Source organism: Chryseobacterium viscerum, assembly GCF_025949665.1.
Lineage (GTDB): Bacteria > Bacteroidota > Bacteroidia > Flavobacteriales > Weeksellaceae > Chryseobacterium > Chryseobacterium viscerum_A.
The window spans coordinates 131,467-151,883 of sequence record NZ_JAPDFT010000001.1 but is presented as its reverse complement, the minus strand read 5'-3'; the positions used below and the strand labels follow the sequence as shown (position 1 = coordinate 151,883).

General features: G+C 35.9%; 9 protein-coding genes. 3 read left to right on the top strand and 6 right to left on the bottom strand.

The window, feature by feature from the left end; genetic code table 11:
* Positions 1 to 56 precede the first annotated feature (56 nt).
* Genes OL225_RS00745 through OL225_RS00735 form a run of 3 tightly spaced genes read left to right on the top strand, consistent with a single transcriptional unit; the run spans position 57 to position 8,357 of the window.
* On the top strand, positions 57 to 5,090 hold the full coding sequence (locus OL225_RS00745) for a translocation/assembly module TamB (RefSeq protein ID WP_264516964.1): 5,034 nt from the start codon (positions 57 to 59) through the stop codon (positions 5,088 to 5,090).
* A complete protein-coding gene (locus tag OL225_RS00740; protein WP_264516963.1) occupies positions 5,090 to 7,417 on the top strand; it encodes a BamA/TamA family outer membrane protein in 2,328 nt (775 codons plus the stop codon). Before OL225_RS00745 ends, OL225_RS00740 begins: the two co-directional genes overlap by 1 nt.
* A 1-nt stretch (position 7,418) precedes the next feature.
* Positions 7,419 to 8,357, top strand: coding sequence for a YihY/virulence factor BrkB family protein (locus tag OL225_RS00735; protein WP_047379115.1), 939 nt, complete (start codon positions 7,419 to 7,421; stop codon positions 8,355 to 8,357).
* 110 nt (positions 8,358 to 8,467) lie between these two features.
* Here the strand turns inward: OL225_RS00735 and argS are convergent, their stop codons facing one another.
* The 6 genes from argS to OL225_RS00705 all read right to left on the bottom strand — a co-directional run bounded on the left by argS (position 8,468) and on the right by OL225_RS00705 (position 20,333).
* The gene (argS, locus tag OL225_RS00730; protein WP_264516962.1) at positions 8,468 to 10,228 is read right to left on the bottom strand and encodes an arginine--tRNA ligase; all 1,761 of its coding nucleotides are present in this window, start codon (positions 10,226 to 10,228) and stop codon (positions 8,468 to 8,470) included.
* Between the two features lie 129 nt (positions 10,229 to 10,357).
* On the bottom strand, positions 10,358 to 10,807 hold the full coding sequence (locus tag OL225_RS00725) for a lipocalin family protein (protein WP_264516961.1): 450 nt from the start codon (positions 10,805 to 10,807) through the stop codon (positions 10,358 to 10,360).
* 57 nt (positions 10,808 to 10,864) lie between these two features.
* Entirely contained in the window at positions 10,865 to 12,325 is a 1,461-nt protein-coding gene (locus OL225_RS00720) for a SusD/RagB family nutrient-binding outer membrane lipoprotein (protein ID WP_264516960.1), read from the bottom strand.
* Between the two features lie 3 nt (positions 12,326 to 12,328).
* Positions 12,329 to 15,286: a SusC/RagA family TonB-linked outer membrane protein gene (locus OL225_RS00715; RefSeq protein ID WP_264516959.1), complete on the bottom strand. Its 2,958-nt coding sequence runs from the start codon at positions 15,284 to 15,286 to the stop codon at positions 12,329 to 12,331.
* A 398-nt stretch (positions 15,287 to 15,684) separates the two neighbouring features.
* Positions 15,685 to 17,283 carry a SusD/RagB family nutrient-binding outer membrane lipoprotein gene (locus OL225_RS00710; protein WP_264516958.1) on the bottom strand — a complete coding sequence of 533 codons (1,599 nt, stop codon included), beginning with the start codon at positions 17,281 to 17,283 and terminating at the stop codon, positions 15,685 to 15,687.
* 14 nt (positions 17,284 to 17,297) lie between these two features.
* Positions 17,298 to 20,333 carry a SusC/RagA family TonB-linked outer membrane protein gene (locus OL225_RS00705; protein ID WP_264516957.1) on the bottom strand — a complete coding sequence of 1,012 codons (3,036 nt, stop codon included), beginning with the start codon at positions 20,331 to 20,333 and terminating at the stop codon, positions 17,298 to 17,300.
* Between the last annotated feature and the right edge of the window lie 84 nt (positions 20,334 to 20,417).

The following is a 20,417-nucleotide window of genomic DNA, read 5'->3' as shown; positions in this document are numbered from 1 at the left end:
CACAACAAAGACTAAGTGAAATAGTATTATTATCTTTGTTAGAAACCACCTCGCATTTGAAACTGAAAATCAACACCACAAAAATTTTAAGGCGTATTGCAATAACCTTTATTTCAATATTGGTTCTTCTTACCCTGTTGATATTAAGCTTAAGGCTTCCTGCCGTTCAAAACTTCATTAAAGACAAGCTTATTGTTTACCTTGAGAAAAAAATCAAAACTCAGGTCAGCCTTGAAAAAGTTTACATCGGATTTCCCAATAGCCTGGTGATGGAAAATCTTTACCTTAAAGGACAAGATGTAGATACACTACTGGCAGTCAGGAAACTGGATGTAGGTTTACATATGCTGAAACTCCTCAATTCTACAGCAGATATTACTTCTGTCAATATGGAAGGAGCCCGTGCCAATGTGGTACGCAAGCCGGATGGCAAATTCAATTTTGATTATATTATTGATGCTTTTGCTTCCAGTGACAAAGAAGAAAGCTCTTCCAAGCCATTCATTATTTCTCTCGATAAAATCAATTTAAAAGATGTTGGCGTTACATTCAATGACCAGCAATCGAAGAATGATATTCAACTATACTTTAAGTCTTTCGATACCAGGGTAAAAACTTTTGATCTTAATAAAAACAATTACGCTGTTAATGATATTAACCTTGACGGATTAAAATTAAAGCTAAAACAGGGACTTGTAGAAGAAGTTGCCCAAAAGATTGAGAAGAAAGTAGACTCTCTCAATGAAAAGAAACCGATGAATATTGGATTGAGAGGCATTAAGCTTACTCATTTTGACATTGACTACGGTGACGAAAATACCAAAACATTTGCAAAAGTTATATTCAAAGAGCTGAGCACAAAGGTCAATAAACTTGATCTTGAAAACAATGCCTACAACGTTGCAAATGTATTTCTTTCCGGAGCAGATATTAATGCCAACCTTTATCTTCCTGCCCAGAATGCCAATCCAAAAACAACAAAAGAACCTGAGGATTCCAAAGCTTCGGATCAGGATAAGGCAATGAAACTTCTCTTAGGAAAACTTGTTTTGAACGATGTAAAGGTCAATTATAACAATACGGCTATTGCTCCAACAAAACAGGGAATTGACTTCAACCACCTTAATTTTTCAAAAATGAATGTGGAAGTAAGAAGCTTCAAAATGGAGAATAATACTTTTGCCGGAACTGTGAACACAGCAGAAATCAAAGAAAACAGAGGCCTGGATATCCAGAAATTCAATACTGATTTTGTTTACGCAGAAAAAGAAGCATATCTGAAAGATCTTTATCTCCAAACCCCGAAAACAATATTGCGTGATGAGGTTATTTTAAATTATAACTCCATTGACCAGCTAAGTTCAAACCTTGGTGCTGTAAAAATTTCAGCCAACATTAAAGATTCAAAAATAGGATTCTCTGACATTCTGAATTTGGTCCCGACTTTAAGGAATACGGTTCCATTCAACAAATATCCGAACGCTGTTCTCAATGTAAATGCCAATGTAAAAGGAAGCGTAAATGATCTTTTAATCCGGGATCTCAAAGTTTCAGGGCTGGATCAGCTGAGGGTAATGGCATCCGGGAAAATTAAAAATGCGATGAATCCTGATCAGTTGTATTACGATCTAAGAATCGGAGAATTTTCTTCCAGTGCCAAAACAGTATTTAATCTTGTCCCGAAAAATACTATTCCTTCCAATATTTCACTTCCTTCCCATTTCAGTATCAAAGGAAATGCAAAAGGCACAACGAAAGTAGTGAATACAGATCTGAACCTCTACTCCACGCTTGGTAATGCAGCCGTCATTGCACAAGTAGATATGCGTAGGAAAAATCATGAATTATATGATGTAAAAGCAAATCTTCAGGGCGTACAGGTAGGAAAAATTATTCAGAATAAAGATATTGGTCCTATCACCGCACAGATTGCAGCAAAAGGTGAAAGTTTTGATTTCAAAAATGCCAATGCAGACTTAAAAGGACATGTTGCCTCTGCAGTCTACAAAGGATATCGTTATCAGAACATGAATCTTATCGGAAAGATCAACAAAGGTGCTTATCATGTTATTCTCGATTCAAAAGACCCGAACGCCAGTTTACAGCTAACTGCTTCCGGAGTATATGATGAAAAAAATCCTACGGTAAAAGTGAATGGAGAAGTCATCAAACTGGATGTCAACAAACTTGGCTTCTATGAAAAGCCGATGATCATTGCCGGAAAAATTGATGGTGATTTCGCAAGTCTTGATCCCAATAATCTGAACGGATATCTCAACCTTAAAGATTTTGCATTCTCAGATACCAAAGAAGTCTATCCGGTACAGGAAGTCAATCTGAAAGCTTCATCTACTCAGGATTCTACCCAGATTGTTTTCAATTCACAGATAGCAGATCTGGAACTGAAAGGTAAATATAAACTTACTCAGATCTTTGGTGCATTAACCCAAACTGTCAATCAGTATTATCAGTTTCAGAAGCCGGATAAAAACCAGAAAACAGATCCGGGGCAGCATTTTACTTTTACAGCCAAAATCAAAAATGATGACCTTATCAGAAAGTTTGTTCCCGATCTGAAAGATTTTGAAACCATAAATCTGGCAGGAAATTATGATGCAGATTCTCAAAAAATTGAAATTGACGGACAGATTCCGCGATTATTGTATGGTGAAAACACCATTGAAAAAGGAGTTTTAAAAGTAACCAACGAAAATCAGGCATTACAATACAGCCTGAATGTTGCCGCCTTAAAAAGCTCAAGCTTTTCTTTAAATAAAATCAATATTGACGGAGATGTTGCAGACAATACCATCCGATATAATGTCACTACAAAAGATGAGAAAGATGCCACCCAATTCCTGATTGCAGGAAATGCGAAATCGTTGAATGACATTACAGAAATATCTTTAAATCCAAACGGATTAAAGCTCAATTACACAGATTGGAATGTAGCAGAAAATAATAAAATCCAGATCAGCAATAAAGGAATTCTGGCAGATAATTTCATTTTATCTAATGGAAACAGTGAAATTGCTGTTCAGTCTGAGAGCAATAGCCCAAGCAGTCCTTTGAACATTTCGTTGAAAGACTTTAAAATTGAAACCATTACGGAACTTATTAAAAAAGATACTGTTCTTGCAAGAGGAACTATTAACGGAACAGCACAGCTTCGGAATGTCACTAAAAAAATGGCATTTACTTCTGACCTGAATATCTCTGATTTAATTGTCTATGGAAGCCCCGTTGGAAATCTTGCAGTAAAAGTAAATAATGCTTCACCGAATGTTTTAAATGCAGATATTGCCCTTTCCGGAAATAACAATGATGTAAAAATCCTTGGTGATTATAATACTTCTTCCAGTACTTTCGATCTGAATATGGCGATCAATCAGCTTCAGATGAAGAGTATTCAGGGATTTTCTATGAATGCGATTACCAATACGGAAGGGTATCTTTCAGGAAATTTAAAGATTACCGGAACTACCGATAAACCTAATATTTTAGGAAAAGTAAAATTCAATGATGCAGGGCTGGAGATTGCAAAAACAGGAAGTGATTTCAGACATCTGAGCGATGAGATAGATTTTACCAGCCGTGGAATTGAGTTTGATAAATTCAAAATCAAAGACAAAGACGGAAATGCTCTTGTAGTAGATGGGCAGGTTCTGACACAGACCTACAGAGATTTTGCCTTTAATCTGAATGTGAATGCTAAAAATTTCAAGGTTGTCAATTCTGAAAAGTCCAATGATGCCATGATGTATGGTATTCTTGCCATTGATGCCGGGCTTCATATCCGCGGTAATTTGGATCTTCCTAAGGTAGACGGAAAACTGAATGTCGCAGACAACACGGATTTCACTTTTGTTCTCCCTCAATCTACTCCATCTTTACAGGAAAGAGACGGTATTGTAGAGTTTGTAGATCAGGATCAGGTAGTTTTAAACAAAACAATCAAAGCAGATTCTCTTAATGCGCAGAGCCGTATCAAAGGAATGGATGTAAGCGTTAATATTGAAGTGAGCAAGGAGGCAAAAATTTCATTGATCATTGACAAGGCCAACGGTGATTTTGTCCAGCTTCAGGGTGAGGCAGAATTAACCGGAGGAATAGATCCATCAGGAAAAACTACACTGGTAGGTGTATATGAAGTAGAAAAAGGAAGTTATGATCTTTCTGTAAGCTTTCTGAAACGTAAGTTTGATATCCAGAAAGGAAGTACAATAACCTGGACCGGTGAACCTACGATGGCTATCATGGACATTACAGCTGTTTATAAAACAGAAGCAGCTCCTATTGATCTCGTGGAGCAGCAGGTAGGAACTGAAAACGGAGGAGCCTCACTGATCAATCAGTTCAAACAAAGAATTCCGTTCAATGCTTTATTGAAAATGAAAGGAGAACTGCTGAAACCTCAGCTTACTTTTGATATCACTACGCAAGAAAAAAATAATTCCGTATCTACGAATGTAAAAGATGTTGTTGATCAGAAACTTGCCCAACTCAGAACTCAGGAATCTGAACTGAACAAACAGGTTTTTGCTTTACTGCTTCTGAACCGTTTTATCGGAGAAAATCCATTTGAAAGCGGTGCCGGAATGTCTGCAGAAACTATGGCTAGACAAAGTGTAAGTAAGATTCTTTCTCAACAGTTAAATAATCTTGCAGCAGGCCTGATTAAAGGGGTAGATCTTAATTTTGGACTTGATTCCACGGAAGATTATTCCACCGGACAAAAAAATACGAGAACCGATCTGAATGTGGATATCAGTAAAAAATTATTGAATGACCGATTGAAAGTAACGGTAGGAAGCAATTTCGGATTGGAAGGCCAGGCCCGCGAGAACGAAAACATGACCAATATTGCAGGTAATGTTTCTGTGGATTACAGTCTTTCAAAAGACGGAAGATATATGCTTCGTGCTTATCGTAAAGATGAATATCAGGTGGCTCTTCAGGGACAGATCATAGAAACCGGAGTAGGATTTATTATTACATTGGATTATGACAAATTCCGGGAGATTTTCCAGAAATCTAAAGAGAAGAAGCCGAAAAAAAATCAAAATAACCAAGTGGTAGAATTTAAATAATGAGTAATAAGATCCATATATATTGTAAGTATCTGTTTGTTTCCGGACTGGCATCAGCTGTAATGTCGTGCAGTAATACAAGGTTTTTGAAAGAAGGCCAGATGCTTTACACGGAAGCCAAAGTAAAGATTGAAAACGATACGATTTCAAAAAAAGAAAAAAAAGATCTTCAGGCTGCTCTGGAAGCTAACCTCACTCCGAAACCTAATTCTACATTTTTAGGTATGCGTCCCAAGCTGTATTTTTATAATATAGCCAAGGAGCCTAAAAAAGATAAAGGATTTAATTACTGGCTGAAATATAAAATAGGTGAAAAACCTGTATTATTGGGCGATGTAGACCGTGAATTCAATAAAGATATTATTGTAAATTATTCTGAAAATAAAGGATATTTCAACGCTAAAGCTTCTTATGATACGGTTTCAAAAAATAAAAAAGCCCAGGTTATTTATACGGTAAGACCGGGTTCCAGGTATTTGATTGACGGAGTAAAATTCCAGAAGGATTCTACGCTGGTTAATCAGGAAATTCAGGGCTTAGCAGGCAAAACGTTTCTTAAAAACGGCAGACCCTTTGATCTGGATGTCATCAAGGCGGAAAGAGACAGAATTGATAATGGTTTAAAAGAAAGAGGCTTTTATTATTTCCACCCTGACAACATTATTGTACAGGCAGACAGTACGGTAAGCAAAAATCATAAGGTAGAACTTAATGTAAAACTGAAAGATAACACACCAGATTTAGCAACTCAGCAATTTGGGATAGATAAGGTTATTGTATTTCCCAATTACAACATTCAGGATGTAAAGGATGGCAAATACAGTATCCCGATGGATAAAGATTCTCTTTCCAAATATGCGTTTGATGACATTTACGTCATTGATCCTCAGCATAAATTCAAACCGAAGATTTTTGACAGAGCTTTATATTTCAAGAAAGGAGATCTTTATAACCGTTCCAATCACAATCTTACCCTGAATCGGTTGATCAGTCTCGGTGTTTTCAAATTTGTAAAGAATGAATTCGTTGTGTCTGATTCATTGAGTCATAAATTTGATGCTTATTATTTATTAACTCCGAGACAAATCCAGTCGCTTCGTCTGGAAGCCTTAGGAAGAACAAATTCTGCCAATTATGCGGGTAGTGAGCTGAATCTGAACTGGACTCACCGAAATTTTTTCAGGGGAGCAGAACAGTTTAAAGCGGCTATCTACGGAGCTTTTGATTTCCAGATGGGAGGTGCTCAGAATGCCAATAATATTTTCCGTGCAGGAACAAATGTTCAGCTTTCCATCCCGAGAATTGTGGCACCTTTCCGTTTTCATTCTTCCAGTGAATTTGTTCCGAGAACGAATATCACTTTGGGCTATGAATTCCAGAACAGAACACAATATTATACGCTTAACAATTTCACGGGATCATTCGGATATCTTTGGAAGGAAAATGCCAGAAAAGAACATGAACTGAAGGTAATTGACATTACATTGGTTTCTCCAGCCAATGTTACTGATGAATACAGGAGAATATCTGCAACAAATCCTGCTATGGGACGAATTGTAGATAAACAGTTAATTTTCGGACCTACTTATTCTTTCACGTACACCAATACTATGCTTCCCAAAACGAATACCGTTTATTATAAAGGAACGCTTGATCTCGCAGGGAATATCACAGGGTTGGCTACAGGAGCAGATGTAAAAAAAGATAAACAGAAGAATATATTTGGTATTCCTTTCAGCCAATATGTAAAGATTGAAAATGATTTCAGATTCTATCATAAGTTCACTGAAAAATCTTCATTGGCAACGAGATTTATCGGAGGAATTGCCTATCCCTATGGAAACTCAGAATTTATTCCTTTCTCCAAACAGTTTTTCTCAGGAGGGAGTAACAGTATCAGAGCATTCCGTGCAAGAACATTAGGACCGGGAAGTTTTGATCCGAGAACTATAGATCCTAGTATTTACTTTGACCAGTCCGGAGATATCAAACTGGAATTAAATGCTGAGTACAGAGCCAATCTTTATAAATTTTTAAATGCTGCGGTTTTTGTAGATGCAGGAAATATCTGGCTGCTTCATGACGATAAAGACAGACCGGGCGCTAAGTTTTCAAAAGACTTTTTAAATGAAATTGCGGTGGGAGCAGGAGTAGGTCTGAGACTGGATTTTTCTATCCTGATTCTGAGACTGGACCTTGCCATGCCACTGAGAGTTCCTTACTATCAAAAAGGGGACAGATGGGCCTTCGATAAAATTAATTTCGGGGACTCTAACTGGAGAAAAGACAATCTTGTTTTAAATATTGCCATCGGATATCCTTTTTAATATGATCAAAAATGCTCAATTTTTCTGGGAGGTTCTGAAAGACACATTCACAGAATGGAATAATTCTGCTGCATCAAAAGATTCAGCAAGTCTTGCTTATTATGCCATTTTTTCAATCCCGGGATTATTGATCATTATTATATGGGTACTTGGAAATTTCTTTGGTGAAGAAGCTATCCGCGGACAAATAAGCACGCAGATCAGCGGTATTATGGGCCCCGATGTTGCTAAAAGTATTGAAGGGATGCTGGCCGGTGCTCTGATTGACAAAAAAAACATTTTCATGAAAGCAGTGGGTGTCGGATCATTGGTTTTCGGTTCTACGACACTCTTTTTTCAACTTCAGCATTCATTAAATTCACTTTGGGAGGTTGAAGCGGCTCCCAAAAAGGCATTGATTAAATTTCTACTGGACAGAGCCAATTCTTTGGGAATGATCCTTATTATGGGATTTCTTCTGATGATTACTATGGTTTTATCTTCTCTGATCAGTCTTTTCAATAAAATAATCACTCAGTATTTTGGTTTTGAAACCTATATGCTGGTAGAGTTTGTGAATTTTGCTGTAGGATTTGGTTTGGTCATGCTTTTATTTGCTTTAATGTTTAAAGTACTGCCTGATGTTCTGATCAGCTGGAAGCCCGTATGGAAGGGAGCGTTTCTGACAACCGTTTTATTCACCCTCGGAAAATTTTTATTAAGTCTTTATTTTAATCAGGTGAAACCTACTTCAGCCTTTGGTGCTGCCGGAACCGTCATTCTGATTATGATGTGGATCAACTATTCCTGTATGCTGATATTTTTTGGTGCTGTATTCACCAAAGTTTATACTTACAAAAAAGGATATAAAGCCATTCTTTCTAAACATGCAAGATGGACTCCTGCCAAGTTGTATGCGGATAGTTTGAAACAGATGCATAGTGAAAGTAGTGATAAATAAAATACGAGATTCGGGTTGCGTAGCTCGTGAAGAGTGACGCAAGATCTTAACTACAAATAGTTAATTCTACATAAAAAAAGCCTCCTGAAAATTCAGGAGGCTTTTTATTTTTACATTCTGTTTACGGTTCCGATTCCCAGCAGTTCCAGCGATTTTTTGATCGTCTTCGCTGTAATATCTGATATATTTAAACGGAATTGTTTTACATTTTCATCTTCCTGATTCAGAATAGGGTTATTCTGATAGAAAGAGTTGTATGCTTTCACAAGATCATATACATAGTTCGCCACTAAAGCCGGACTTAATGTTTCCGCTGATTTAGCCACTACAGTTTTAAAGTTTGTCAACTGCATAATCAATTCTTTTTCGGATTGATTTAATTCAATATCAGCCGTTTCCGTTTGCAAATTACCTGCTTTCGACAACAATGACTGAATACGAGCATAAGTATATTGGATAAATGGTCCTGTATTTCCGTTGAAATCTATACTTTCTGCTGGATTGAAAAGCATTTTTTTCTTAGGATCTACTTTAAGCATAAAATATTTCAATGCACCCAGTCCCACTGTTTCATAAGATGCTTCTTTCTCATCTTCAGAAAGATTCTCCAGTTTTCCTAATTCCTGAGCCTTAGATTTTGCTGTTTCATACATCTCCTGCATCAGGTCATCTGCATCTACTACGGTACCTTCACGGGATTTCATCTTGCCTTCTGGTAATTCTACCATCCCGTAGGAAAGGTGGAACAACTGATCAGCCCACTCATACCCTAGTTTCTTTAGAATTTTAAATAAAACCTGAAAATGATAATCCTGTTCGTTTCCTACTGTATAAATCAGCTTTTGAATACTATTTTGCTTAAAACGCTCAACTGCCGTTCCTAGATCCTGCGTCATATAAACCGATGTACCGTCTGAACGTAACAACAGCTTCTGATCAAGCCCTTCATCCGTAAGATCACACCAAACAGAACCATCTTCTTTCTGATACAGAACTCCTTTATCTAATCCTTCCTGAATAAGATCTTTTCCTAAAATATAGGTATTGCTTTCGTACTGAACCTGATCAAAGTTAACACCCAGTCTTTTATAAGTTTCGTTGAACCCTTTGTAAACCCATGAATTCATTTCTTCCCAAAGCGCTCTTACTGTTGCATCTCCATTTTCCCAATCCAGAAGCATTTTCTGAGCTTCTTTCATCACCGGAGCAGCCTTCTTAGCTTGTTCTTCTCCTACTCCCTGTTCTACAAGCTCCGCAATTTCTTTTTTATAGTTTTTATCAAATTCTACGTAGTAGTTTCCAACAAATTTGTCTCCTTTGGTACTAGTCGTTTCAGGAGTTTCCCCGTTTCCAAATTTCTCCCAAGCCAGCATTGATTTGCAGATATGAATTCCTCTGTCATTAATGATCTGAGTTTTGATTACATCATACCCGGCTTCTTTTAAGATTTGTGCTACAGAAAATCCTAATAAATTATTTCTGATATGGCCTAAGTGCAATGGTTTATTCGTATTCGGGGAAGAATATTCTACCATTACCGTAGCATTTTTCTTTTCTATAACAGAGAAGTTTTTGCTTACAGATCTGAAGTTATCCACAAACAATTGGTTTTTAACCTTAACATTAAGGAAACCTTTCACTACATTAAAGCTTTCGAAAATTTCCGTCTGCTCTGTCAAAGCCTCACCTAATTCAACCCCGATACTCTCAGGATTTTTTTTCAACTGTTTTACCAACGGGAAAGTGACAATGGTAAAATCACCCTCAAATTCCGTTTTATTTTCCTGAACTTCCAGCTTGATGTCTTTTAACTGATATACATTTAAAATGATCTCCGAAAGTTTTTGTTCTATAATATCTTTAATATTCATGTTTCCAAATTCTCTTTTAATGCTTAAAGCCGAAATATATTACAATATGTTTCCACTCAAAATATAAGTTACAAATATACGGAAATAAAAAAACCGCCCGAAGGCGGTTTTATAAGTAAATGAGAATATTTATTCTTTTCTGAAAACCAAGACTGCCTCGTCATTGCCAGGCGTATTGTCCAGATTTTTGCTGTTGTCAATAATTCTGAGTTCAGTATTGGAATAAGAATCAATTTCTTTTTTCAATGTTTTGGAGACTCCTGCTTCTGTATAGGTAAGAGTTAATGTTTGATACATTTTATCAAAAGCCCACTTTCCTCCAAAAGAATCAAATAGATTACAGTTTCCGGAAGAAGAAGCCACATCATATCTTTCGTAAGATCCTGAGAAATCTGGATTGATAAATATAACTCCTTTCTTTTCACAATCTGTCAGGACGATATCTTTACCTTTAAATTCATATTTATATGGCTTCCAGGTTCCATTAATACTTACATTTTCATTTACAACTGCGCGGTCATCATCACTAGAACATGATGCAATACTCATTAAAAGAACAATTCCTATAAAAAATCTCATATAAAAGTTTTTGTATTCTTCAGACCTGTTTGTGGGTCTGAAGAATTATTATTTAATTTAAAATTTATCCCAAAATATTTTTGTAGATACTTTATCGCCTCCAATTTTTGAAGCTGCAGCGTTCACATTCTTAGCGTTAAGAAGATACTCCTGATCAGAATATTTCATTCTTACCGGTACGGATTCTACCACAGAGCCACCAGGATTTACAAATACAGGAAAGTCCAGTCTTCTCGCAAAATTCCATGCCTGGAATCCTTTATTAAACATTGCTATCCATGCCTGCTCTCCTACAGATTTTTTCCAATTGGCTGCATTATATGGATTGGCTGCAATAAATGCAGTTGCAGTAGCATCGTTAATATTATATTCAGTCATTGAAGCCTTAATTGCTGCGGAGTATAAGTTAGCAGCAGTATCTCCAACACTAAAACCTCTTGCAGCAGCTTCAGTTCTCAGGAATTGAATTTCAGAAAAATCTAACAAAAAGCCTTGTGCATTTTCACCCGAGATAGCATTTGTAAAGTGAGAATAGCTACTGAAAACATTCTGATCACCATACACACCTCCAACATAAGCACCCGCAACAGTTGTAAACCATGTTGCTCTTCTTGGGTCAGATGTAGTATTCATGAAGTCAACAAGAATATCGGACGGAATAAAGTCATTTCTACCGGATTGAATTACATCCTGATATACAGGGTTTGATAATAATCCAGAAGGAAATGTCTGAAGCCCGAAGTTATCTGCTTTTTCAGTAAATAATCCTGCTGTATAAGCTGCTTCTGCATAAGATTTAGCCAATGCCGGATCACTATCAGCCAATGTTACTGCCATTCTGAACTTCAATGAATTCCCCATTTTTTTCCATTTGCTCATATCTCCTTTGTAGATCAAATCATTTGTATATCCAGCCCCAGAAGTATTAATCATTGCAATCGCAGCATCAATTCTCTTAATAAGATCTAAATATACTGTTTTTGCATCATCATAAGGAATCTCCGCACTTCCTGGATTCTCAGCTGTGGCTTTTAATGCTCCAAAATAAGGTATATCACCATAAGTATCCACTAAATTAGCCCATGCATACACATTTACTAATTCAATCATAGCAATATTATTGTTTTTGGTAACAGCATCTACACCTTCACCGTCAAGAAATCTCCTTGCATCTCTTAATGCAGATAATACTCCCGGAGAGTTAATGGTTGCTGAAGCAGATGCCATCATACGATTATAGTGATTCCTTGGAATTGGTCTTGTCACCATATCATAATTAGTCTCATCAGTATAAGTAGTTTCTGACCACTGCTGTGTAAAAAATCTGGTAATATTACGGTTTACATTGGCAGATAATAGCTGATCAAGAAGTGCATGCTCAGCACTTGCAAAAAGCACTCCTGAAGGAACTTCGGTTGGGTGTTTAGGATCTTCATTCAGTGAAGTAATGTCTCTTTCACACGATGTAAATGTTAACGTTAATGAAGCTAAACCTATAATTAAAAATAATTTTTTCATTTTCTAGAATTTTAAAGTTATATCAATTCCAATATCACGGGTAGTAGGTAATACCCCAATAGAATTACCTTTAGATGCTAAACCATTTCCTGTACCCGCTTCCGGATCTGCATATGGTAAGTTTTTGTGGATAATCCAAAGGTTTCTTCCTACAATTGAAATTTTTGCGTCACGGATAGAAGTATTGGCAAGGACTGATTTAGGAAGACTATATCCTATACTTGCTTCTCTCAGTTTTACGTAAGATGCGTCATAAACAAATCTTTTATTTGGCATTCTTCTATATCCGTCAACGTTACCAAAAGATCCAGGATTGATCGCAGGTGTTGTATTTACATTTCCATTTGGATTAACCCCGGGATGCACGAAACCTCCTTCTCTGTAGTCAGCAGTTTCTGCGTAAAGCCCAGTTGCCAATCCGTAATACATATCGGTAGAGAATACATCTCCTCCTTTTTTCACATCAATAAGGAAACTTAATGTGAAATCTTTGTAACGGAAACTGTTTCTGATACCCCCTACCCAATCTGGCGTGATATTTCCAATAACCTGATTATTATTTCTTAAATAACGACCTGTAGCAGGATCTATTACTCTATCCCCATTAGCATTGTATACATAATCTGATCCTACTAAAGCACCAAAAGATTCTCCCACACGTGCGTTAAGAGATACTCCTCCCTGGTAACTTGCCATCAAATAATTTTGAGAATCGCCATTTAATGCAATAACTTTATTTTCGTTTTTAGACCAGTTTACATTAACATCCCATGTAAAATTATCTGTTTTAAATGGAGTCCCGTTTAATTGTACTTCGACCCCTTTATTGTCAATCTGTCCTGCGTTTACAAGGAATGTTCTATATCCTGTTGCAGAAGAAACCGGCAAGTTGATAATCTGGTCAAATGTTCTTGTTTTATAGATTGCAACATCAAAACCTAATCTGTTTTTGAAAAACTGTGCTTCCATACCGAATTCAGTTTCCTTAGATCTTTGAGGTTTTAAGTTTGGATTTGCAAGAAAGTAAGGTTGGTCAAATAAACCTTCACCTCTTGCTTTGAAAGTATTTACCAATCTGTAATTATTTGTAGAAGAACCTACTTCAGCGTAGTTTGCTCTCAATTTCCAGAAACTTAACCATGGTTGCTTTACAAATTCGGATAGAATAACAGCACCTGTAACTGAAGGATATCCATAGCTATTATTTCCTTTTGGTAAGTTAGACGATTGGTCTACACGGTATGTACCATCTACAAATAAGAAGTTTTTATATCCAAATGATGCGGTTGCATATAAACTGGAAGTAACCCATTTTGCATAATTCTCATCAGGTGGGAGTATTGTTCTTATAGAGTTGGATATAGCAAAAAGCCCAGGTTTTGATAAACCTCCTTCTGTACTCATAAAGATATTATCGACTAGGTTCCTTCTAACGTTCCCCCCTGCAATACCACTAACACTTAAGTCTGAAGTAATATCAAACTTGTAATTAGCAAATAAATCAAAGTTGATCTCTGTATTTTTCACATTTGTTCTTGCATATCCAGAGCTTACATTAAGCCCGGATGCACCAAATGCCTGAGGAAGTGATCCATTCATTAATCTTTCTTCTACAACCATTTGTAAATCATCATAAGATAATTTCCCAGTAATTCCAAAGTTCTTGGAGACATCATATTTCAACTGAGCATAACTGAATATTCTGGTTCTGTCATCAGACTGATAATTCTGGTATCTCTGGAAATATGGGTTATTCCAATACTGAGGAGTTCCATCTGCAGCTGTAGATCTGTTCCAGGAAAAATTACTGTTTCCGTTGTTAGCATAAGCATCTCTTAATGCCAGTACATCTACGTTGGTCTGCCACCACTGTCTGAAACCAGTAACAACATTGTCGGAATATCCGGTTTCGTTACGTCCTTTTGTATCCTGTAAGGTTAAAGTTGTAAAGACAGATGCATGTAGCTTGTCTGTAAAATCATGATTAAACTTTGCTGAAATTGTATTTTTTCTCAGCTCTGAATTAGGCATCAAACCATTGGAAAGCATATTGGAATATGATAAGGAAAGGTTTGAAGTCTTATTTCCTTTTTCAATGGTGATTGTATTAATATAAGTGACTGGTGTTTCAAAGAATTTAATAGGTCCGTTTTTCGCGGCAACCCAAGGTGTGGCTTTTCCATAGTTTGGAGAAGAAGGATCAAATGAATCCCATTGGTAAACCAATTGATTAGGATTAAATGCCGGCCCATAAGATGCATCATCTACAAAGTTGGCATAATTGTAACCTCCTGGGCCCGGATCCTCATTCCATGCCTGGCCACCATATCCTGCTCCGTATTTTTTCTGATAAGTAGGGAATGTAGATTTATCAATAAATCCTGCTGTAATTCCTGAGTTTAAAGTAACGCCCCAGCTTCCGTCGTTATTTCCTCTTCCGCTTTTAGTTACAATCAGGATTACCCCATCACTTCCTCTTTCACCATACAAAGCAGATGCAGCAGCACCTTTCAATACGTTTACAGATTCTATATCTTCCTGATTGATATCTGAAAGAAAGTTACCATAATCGAATGTAGACCCGGTTACAGTATTATTGTTAACTGGTGAACCATCAATTACAATAAGTGGAGAGCCTCCTGACAAAGATTTATATCCTCTGATCAAAAGGTTTGCAGATCCGCCAAAGTTGTTGTTTGTATTTACCTGTAGTCCGGCCACCTTACCTGAAAGAAGAGATGCTACGTTACCGGTATTGGTAGTTCCACCGGTTAATTCTGCAGCTTTAACTTCTTCAGAAGCATAACCAAGAGATTTTTTTTCTCTTTTAATCCCGAGTGCGGTTACAACCACCCCCTCAATTTCTTTTGTTTTAATAGTATCATTCTTTTGCTGGGCGTTAGCAACAGCTATGGAAGAAGACAGTACTAAAACAAGAAGACTTGCTGTTAGTTTCTTCATATCAAATTAATTTTTGTGACTTTACAAATTTGTAAAACTTTCTTAATATCACAAAGCAAAATTTGAAAAAATTACAATTTATTCAGTATTTTAAAATAAAAACAACCAAGTAGATATTAAAATAAGTTAAAAAATAGATATTTAACAAAAACAAATTACTTTTTTGTTATTTTTTTTTAAGAAATAATAACAATCATTTAAATTGATTTTATCTATATTTTATTTAAAACACCACCAATAAAACAAACTGAATATCAATAAATTGAATAAGAAAAACTAAGTATAGACAGTAAAAACATTATGCTAAGCATATTTTTATAATTACATAAATATTTACTTTTTAAAATAAAAAAACCGCCCGAAGGCGGTAAAATATATTGAAATTTGAAATTACAAAATTAATTTCTTGCCCAGAAAGGGGTATATTGATTTTTACTAAACACATCCGCATTACTAATAGCAGGTACATTACTAGCATTACCAATATATTCAGAAAGAGGATAAATCAGTCTGTTTGGTTTTGGGTTCGACGCTATTGTAGCTAACGGTGTTACAGGGAAACCTGTTCTCGTATAATCAAAGAAAGATTGCTCTGGATTAACACCTGTTAAAGCGATCCATTTCTGAGTCATAATTGCTTCTAACTTATTTGCATCAGTTCCTGTCCAACCTAGACCAGCAACATTTTGTACAGCTGCAAGATAAGCAGCAGAACCACTTGCTCCAAAGTAGCTATAAGACGCAGTAATAGCAGCTGTGAAATTACCTGCTGCATTAGAGAATAAGCCTGGATATCTTAAAGCAGCTTCTGCTTGTAAGAATTTCGATTCTGCTCTACTCATAATACAACCAGATTTTGATGATGCTTTAGAAACATAATCCTGAGTATCTACAGCACCGGTTGGCAATGTTTTAGGAGAATCCTTACCAATTGTAATACCATAACTAAATCTAGAAATAGCAGCAGGTACTCCTGGTTGGCCAGGTAAGTTCCCTTGTCTGATACCAGAAACTTTTCCTCCTACAAGACTAAACATTCTTGCACTCCTTCCATCTACAATTCCATTAAACTTTTGATATACTGGCCTAGTATCTCCTCCTGAATTACCATTTAAAACGATTGCCATATGCTCAGAAGCAACATTAATAGAATAGTTTGCTGCTCTAGTTCCAGAACTAAGATATACATAGAAATTCGTAAACGGGTTCTGCTGCGCATCATTAGCAGCTGAATATCCAGGATTTTCTAAAACATCTTCATCAATAAAGTCTGCTCCACTAAGTTTTGTTAATTGTTGATCTCTATAAGCAGCCATATCCCCTGTTACATTGGACATTCTTAAAAGATATCTTAATTTCAACGTATTACCAAAGGCTATCCATTTATTAGTATCTCCTCTAAAAACAATATCACTACTTGGAGTATTCCCCACACCAGATTCTAATGACTTAATAGCATCATCTATATCTGCAATAGATGCTTTATAGATGTTTTCACCTTTATCATATTTAGGAGTCAAATTATCTTGTCCTTTAAAAGCTTCAGAGTAAGGCATATCACCATACAAGTCAGTTAAGACCTGAATATAGTTTGCTTTCATAATTTTAGCCATAGCCTTATGCTGAGCATACTGATTACCAGGATCATTAAAAGTAATAATTTTTTCAAAATTAGCTATTCCTCTGAAAAGACTATCCCAAACATCATTATAAAATGTATTAGAAACATTGGGTTTATAATCATCAATAAATGGAGCACCATATACCAATGAATTCCCCGCAGTTGAGTTCATTACAACACTCGCAAATCTATTTAACGTTTGAGATTGCTTTGCATATGTTGATGTGATACCAACAGGAAGCAATTCATTCGGAGTAACTTTATCAATTGAAATATTATTAGGATCTTCATTAATGTCAAGATATTTATCACATGACACAGAAGCAAATAACATGGTTAAAGATAAAACCGCTGTCGTTATTTTTATATTTTTCATAATTTTTTTAAATTTTAGAATGTAGCTTTTAAGTTAATTCCAAAAGATCTTTGAGAAGGATACTGTTCAGCTAGAGCGATTCCAGCACCATTCCCACTAGTATAAGAAGTTTCAGGATCTGCATAGTTTCTATTTTCTTTTGAATATACAAAGAATGGATTTCTAGCAAATAAACCTACAGTAATCCCAGTTACAAAAGTTGATGATAATACTGATTTTGGAACGTCATAAGATAAAGCAATTTCTCTTACTTTAAATGCAGTAGCATCTAGTACCATCGGCTCACCCAATCTTTGTAAAGATTGTGAACTGAAATAACCAGCCACACCATCATAATCTGCTGTTCCTCCAACAGGGGTAATATTTTGAACATATTGTCCGTTTACCATTTGAACTGAGTTAGGAATCACATATCCTTTACTTCTGTCAAATCCGGCAGTTTCTTCACTTGCTCCGGCAAACGTCAAGATACTTTTACTAAGTGAAGCAAATTTACCTCCCTTACGGTAATCCATTGTAGCAGAAAGTGTAAACCCTTTAAACTTAAGAGATGTATTAAATCCAAGTGTATAGTCTGGAGTTACTCTTCCCATACTGCTTAATGTAGTATTTTGCAAAGGAACACCATCAGCTCCTACAATAATTCTTCCTTGATCATCTCTTTGGAAGGTTGTTGCTTTAATAACCTGCAGATCTGACCCTTTTATTGCAAAGACTCCAATCCCAACAGTTTGGAAAGGCACCGCAAGGGCTACCTCATCTAATCCGTTTGGTAAGTCAATTACTGTAGATCTTGATTTAGCAAAAGAAGCTCTTACATTCCAAGTAAAGTTTTGAGATTTAAACGGAGTAAGCCCTAAATCAATTTCAAACCCTCTCATTCTTGTTTTACCAAAATTGTCTTTCAAGTTGCTTATTCCAGAAGCATTTGAAACGTTTGCATTAGTAATCAAATCTTTAGTATCTGACTGATAAATAGATCCTTCTAATGTAATACGATCATTTAGGAAACCTAACTGAACATTTAAGTCATAGGTAGAAATAAATTCAGGCTTAATTGTTCTATTAGTTTGTGTAGCATCTACTCCGTAGCCAGGAAGATTAGGGAAAGGATACCCTGAAGGAGCTATACCTACGTTAGACGTTTCATAAGGTAAAATAGCGGATGTATTTCCAACTTTAGTATATCCTGGTGCAATTTTAATATAATTGATGATATCATTACCCTTCAGAGCTTCAAAAGCTTTTGTAGGAATAAACGAAACCCCTACAGAGTAATAAGGATAAGTTTTATTATGAACTTGTCCGTTATAATAAGTAGATAACACAGAACTTTGCTCAATTCTGAAAGTAGAGTTCAAGAATAAGTAATCTTTATATGATAGATCTAAGTTCGCAAATCCAGCAATGGTTCTCTGTCTTGTTGTAGTATTCTCAAAAAGAATGTTATCCAACGCTGAAGCTCCTGTTGAGTTCCCTGGCTGAATAAGGTTAGTAACGTTTCTGATATCATACCATCCTGGAACTACCAAATTAGTACCCCCCATTGATCTGGCAGTTCTATAACTATCTTGAATGTTATTACCAATGTTTAACTTCAAATTAATATCATTCGTAAGATCATAATTAAAGTTTAACATTAAATCTCCATAGTAACTTCTTGTACTTACAGTACGGTTGATGTAGTATGAATCAAAGTTAGAGTTGCCCGTATAATCTTGCAATGTTCCATCATCTAAAACAAGTCCACTTCCTGTGTAAACCTGAGTAGCTTTGAAACCATCATCATGATTATCAGATCTGGAATTATTTAAATATAAGTTTCCAGTATATGTTAAATTGATATTTTTATTAAAATCATATTGTAAAGATAAAATTCCGGATAGATAATCATTAACCGTATTTTGTCTTGTATGTTCAAGCTGATAATATGGATTCTTCGTAAAAGCAGAAAGCCCTCCTTGAACACCAGAATATCTATATTTTCTAATATCATTCATTGAAGGCATTTGAAGGATATCACTATATAAATCAGAACTAGATTGATTAGTAATCTTGCTAATATAGTTGATCGTACCGTCAATTCTTAACTTATCTAGCTTTTTTCCTGCTTTAACCAAGAAACTATTTTGTCTTAGCTGATCTCCTTCAACAACAAAGTCATTCTCTAATCTGTTAATGGATAACATTGCATAAGAATCACTTCCACCAGAGTTAACAGTAAGTCCATTCTGAAGGATCAAACCATTTTTGAAAAACTTAGAGAAATGATTGTTTATAGGAGCATATTTTTCATAAATAAATTTGCCATCAGCCTGTGGTAAGCCCGATGGAACCATCTGCCCACCAATATTTGGGTCATTGTAAGCAGGGCCCCAGGACATATTTTCAAAAGGAACATAAGTTGTTCCATTATAGTCCACATCTCCACCACTAAAAGCAGGTTCGTGAGGATACCCTTTACCGTATTGCTTTTGTATGATAGGAAATTTAAATGCTTGTGTCATCTGAATTGAAGAAGTAAGAGTAAATTGCATTTTCTCACTTTTCGCACCCTTTTTAGTCGTTACAATAATAACTCCATTTACCCCTTGCTGCCCATAAAGTGCAGCACCTTGAAGACCTTTGATTACGTTTACGTTTTCAATAACTTCAGGTGGCAACTGAGCTAGAACAGATGCAGAAGAAATAACATTATCAATTACAACCAGAGCTTCATTTCCTCCTGAGATTGATTTATTTCCTCTGATTACAATTCTACTTGATGCTCCTACACTATTATCCGTTTGTGTAATCTGCAACCCAGATACCTTACCCGTCAAAGCTTGAACAGCATTTGGAGCAGAAGCTTGATTCAATTCCTTAGTACCTACTACTTGCTGTGCATTGGTAACGGCATCAGCCTTTTTCTTAATACCTAAGGCACCAGTAACTACAACTTCTTCAATAGTCTTTGTTTTTATTGTGTCCGCCTCTCTTTGTTGAGCGCTCACAATAAAAAAAGACGAAGAAAGTGCTACAATAAGTACACTAGTTGTTAATTTCTTCATGTTAATTCAATTATTTTTTACAGGCTACAAATTTGTAAAACTTTCTTAAAAACACAAAGGATTTTCTTAAAAAATTACAATAAT